This window comes from Vibrio sp. V08_P9A1T1 (genome assembly GCF_963874405.1).
GTDB lineage: Bacteria > Pseudomonadota > Gammaproteobacteria > Enterobacterales > Vibrionaceae > Vibrio > Vibrio anguillarum.
Genome location: NZ_CAWNIB010000185.1, coordinates 1 through 3,275 on the forward strand (window position 1 = coordinate 1; position 3,275 = coordinate 3,275).

3 protein-coding genes are annotated in these 3,275 nt (G+C 44.2%); 1 reads left to right on the forward strand and 2 read right to left on the reverse strand.

What is annotated here, in order from left to right; translation table 11 throughout:
* Positions 1 to 114 precede the first annotated feature (114 nt).
* Positions 115 to 366: a YgjV family protein gene (locus AACT21_RS08045; protein WP_013867916.1), complete on the forward strand. Its 252-nt coding sequence runs from the start codon at positions 115 to 117 to the stop codon at positions 364 to 366.
* 148 nt (positions 367 to 514) lie between these two features.
* Here AACT21_RS08045 and glpK read toward each other — a convergent pair whose 3' ends face one another.
* Together glpK and AACT21_RS08055 are read right to left on the reverse strand one after the other, a co-directional pair.
* Entirely contained in the window at positions 515 to 2,035 is a 1,521-nt protein-coding gene (glpK, locus tag AACT21_RS08050) for a glycerol kinase GlpK (protein WP_026029114.1), read from the reverse strand.
* Between the two features lie 52 nt (positions 2,036 to 2,087).
* Complete coding sequence (locus tag AACT21_RS08055) at positions 2,088 to 2,942, reverse strand: MIP/aquaporin family protein (protein WP_010319894.1); 855 nt, start codon at positions 2,940 to 2,942, stop codon at positions 2,088 to 2,090.
* Positions 2,943 to 3,275: the final 333 nt, after the last annotated feature.

Consider the following 3,275-nt stretch of genomic DNA (forward strand, 5'->3'; position numbering starts at 1 on the left):
TATTTATACACAGTAAATCAATTATGACCATTCGAGGCACGGAGCTTCCTCACTTATCTCACGGCGAGAAGATTGGTACCGACATCGTTCGGCATATATTAAGAGGGTCAAATTATGGAAATGAATGTGGTTGAAATTTTGGGCTATGCAGCTTCGATCATGGTGGCAATCTCGCTGACAATGAAAGATATCGTTAAACTGCGTATTCTTAATTTTGTTGGTTGTGCACTGTTTACCGCTTACGGACTAATGATTGATTCATGGCCTGTAGTGCTCACCAACGGTTTTATCGCCTGCGTAAATATCTACTTTTTAGCAAAGATGCAACGAGAAAAAAAAACGGCTGACGCCAAAAGCGCTGCATGATAAACCCAAAATAATAAAAATTGACGTGTAAAAAAATGCTCTGCCACGATGACAGAGCATTTTTATCGATAAATCAGAGAGCAAAAGCATAAATAGCCAAGCAAAAAGCCTCTAGCAGGGGGATACATAGAGGCCATAAGGCTAAGTATTACTCTTCGTCATCGTGCATAGTTGCCCAAGCTTGAGCACATTTCACCGCACGTTTCCAACCTTTATAGCGACGATCGCGCTTCTCTTCATCTTGATGAGGAACGAATGTTTTATCGATCACGGCTTTATCAGCAAGCTCATCCAAGCTTCCCCAAAAGCCAACCGCAAGACCAGCTAAATAGGCGGCTCCTAGCGCGGTCACTTCCGTCACTTTAGGACGGTGTACTTCGGTATCAAGCACATCTGATTGGAATTGCATTAAGAAATTATTGGCTACCGCGCCACCGTCTACGCGTAACGCAGACAGTTTAATACCAGAATCAGCTTGCATTGCATCAAGTACATCACGTGTTTGGTAAGCGACACTTTCCAAGGTCGCACGAATAATATGGTTCGAATTCACGCCACGCGTTAAACCAACAATCGTACCACGGGCATAAGCATCCCAATACGGTGCGCCTAAACCAGTAAACGCTGGCACAACATAAACGCCGTTGGCCGTATCAACTTTCGTAGCGAAATATTCTGAGTCATGCGCATCTGAAATCAGTTTCAATTCATCACGCAACCATTGAATCGATGCACCGCCCATAAAGACTGCACCTTCAAGCGCGTAGTGAGGTTCACCAGCAGGGCCACAAGCTAGAGTTGTTAGCAAGCCATTATGTGAGGTGACTTTCTCTTTACCTGTGTTCATCAATAAGAAACAGCCAGTGCCGTAAGTATTTTTTGCTTGACCCGCCTCAACACACATCTGCCCATAAAGCGCAGCTTGCTGGTCACCCGCAATTCCAGCAATAGGAATACGTGTCCCGCCTTTACCACCAATGTTGGTTTGGCCGTAAACTTCGGAAGATTTCTTCACTTCAGGCATCATAGACAAAGGAATATCAAACTCTTTTAGGATTTTCTCATCCCAATGCAAGTTGTTGATATTGAAAAGCATAGTGCGAGAGGCATTGGTATAATCCGTAACGTGAACACGGCCTTGTGTCATGTTCCAAACGAGCCACGAGTCAATTGTACCAAACAGCAGTTTTCCAGCCTCGGCGTCTTCACGAGCCCCTTCGACATTATCCAAAATCCATTTGATTTTGGTGCCAGAGAAGTAAGGGTCAAGCACTAGGCCTGTATTCTCACGAATGTACTCTTCTAGCCCTGGGCGGGCTTTCAATTCTTCACAAATGGATGCGGTACGTCGACATTGCCATACAATCGCATTGTAGACTGGTTTACCCGTTTCTTTGTTCCACACCACCGTAGTTTCACGTTGGTTGGTAATACCAATCGCCGCAATTTCATCACTGCGAATACCAGCTTTGCCAAGTGCTTCTACTAGCGTCGAACTTTGCGTCGCATAAATTTCCAGTGGATCATGTTCAACCCAGCCAGCTTGAGGGTAGATCTGGGTAAATTCACGCTGAGAAACACTGACAATGTTAGCATCATGATCTAACACTACAGCACGTGAGCTTGTTGTTCCTTGGTCAAGGGCAACAATATATTTCTGCTCAGTCATGGTCTTTTCCTTATCTTTCACGTTAATCGTTTTATAAAGTGTTGTCGTTATTTTAGACGTGAGCTTGCTCACTTTCTTCTACGTCATCACACTGGTTTGGAATGGTGCAGCCTACGCCGACAGTGGGTAAGTACGCGCCAATAAATTTAGGGTAAGCCCATGCCCCAAAACAGGCACCAGCAATAGGAGCAATGATAGGTACGATGAAGTATGGGATATCTTTTGCACCTGTTAGTGCGTAGTCCCAGCCAGCTAAGTAGGCAAACAATTTAGGGCCAAAATCACGCGCAGGGTTCATCGCAAAACCAGTCAATGGGCCAAGTGAACCACCGATAACCGCAATCAGAATACCAATCAGCAATGGGTTCATTGCATTGCGATGTGCGCCGTTATTTTCATCACCTAGTGCCAAAATAGCGAACATTAGTACTGCTGTGATGACAAATTCGACCGCCAATGCACCAACAAATGATAATGAAGCATTAGGGTAGGTAGAAAAAATACCCGCTGTGGCTAACGCTTCTTGACTGCTGCGTACAAAATTGTGTGCGATTTCATAATCAGTAAAAAGGTTGCTGTACAAGCCGTAAACCAGAGCAGCAGAGCAGAATGCACCGAGCATTTGCGCCGCAATATAGGGAAGTACTTTTGCTTTGTTGAAGCCGTGGAAGGCGGCCAGTGCAATGGTCACCGCCGGATTAATGTGAGCTCCAGAAACACCCGCAGTGCAATAGATGGCAATTGCCACACCTAAGCCCCACATGATGCTGATTTCCCACTGACCAAATTGTGCGCCAGTAAGAACTAAGGCAGCAACACAGCCTACACCGAAAAAAATCAGCAATCCGGTGCCGATAAACTCCGCGATACACTCTCCGAGAAGAGTATGTTGTTTTGTTCGAGTCATAGTAAGTGTCCTTGTTTATTTTTTGTGTACACAATGTTTGTGTGTGGCAAATTTTGCACATTTTTCTTCCCACGAAAATTAAAAAACAGCATTTATGAGCGTTCGAACACAATTTTGTTACTTGCAATATCGTTTTTTGTTAATTAACTCATTATTTTGATCTTCTGCTCATTAACGCAGAGCTTAACAAATGATAGGAAACTAAGGGTGTCTCTATAAACAGCGACATAATCAAGTGTAATAACGGATAGAGATATGATTTCATACTGCTAAGAGAGACATGATGATGAAGTCATCGGATCAGCTCGTAAGCGCATTTGTTCTCTAAAATCC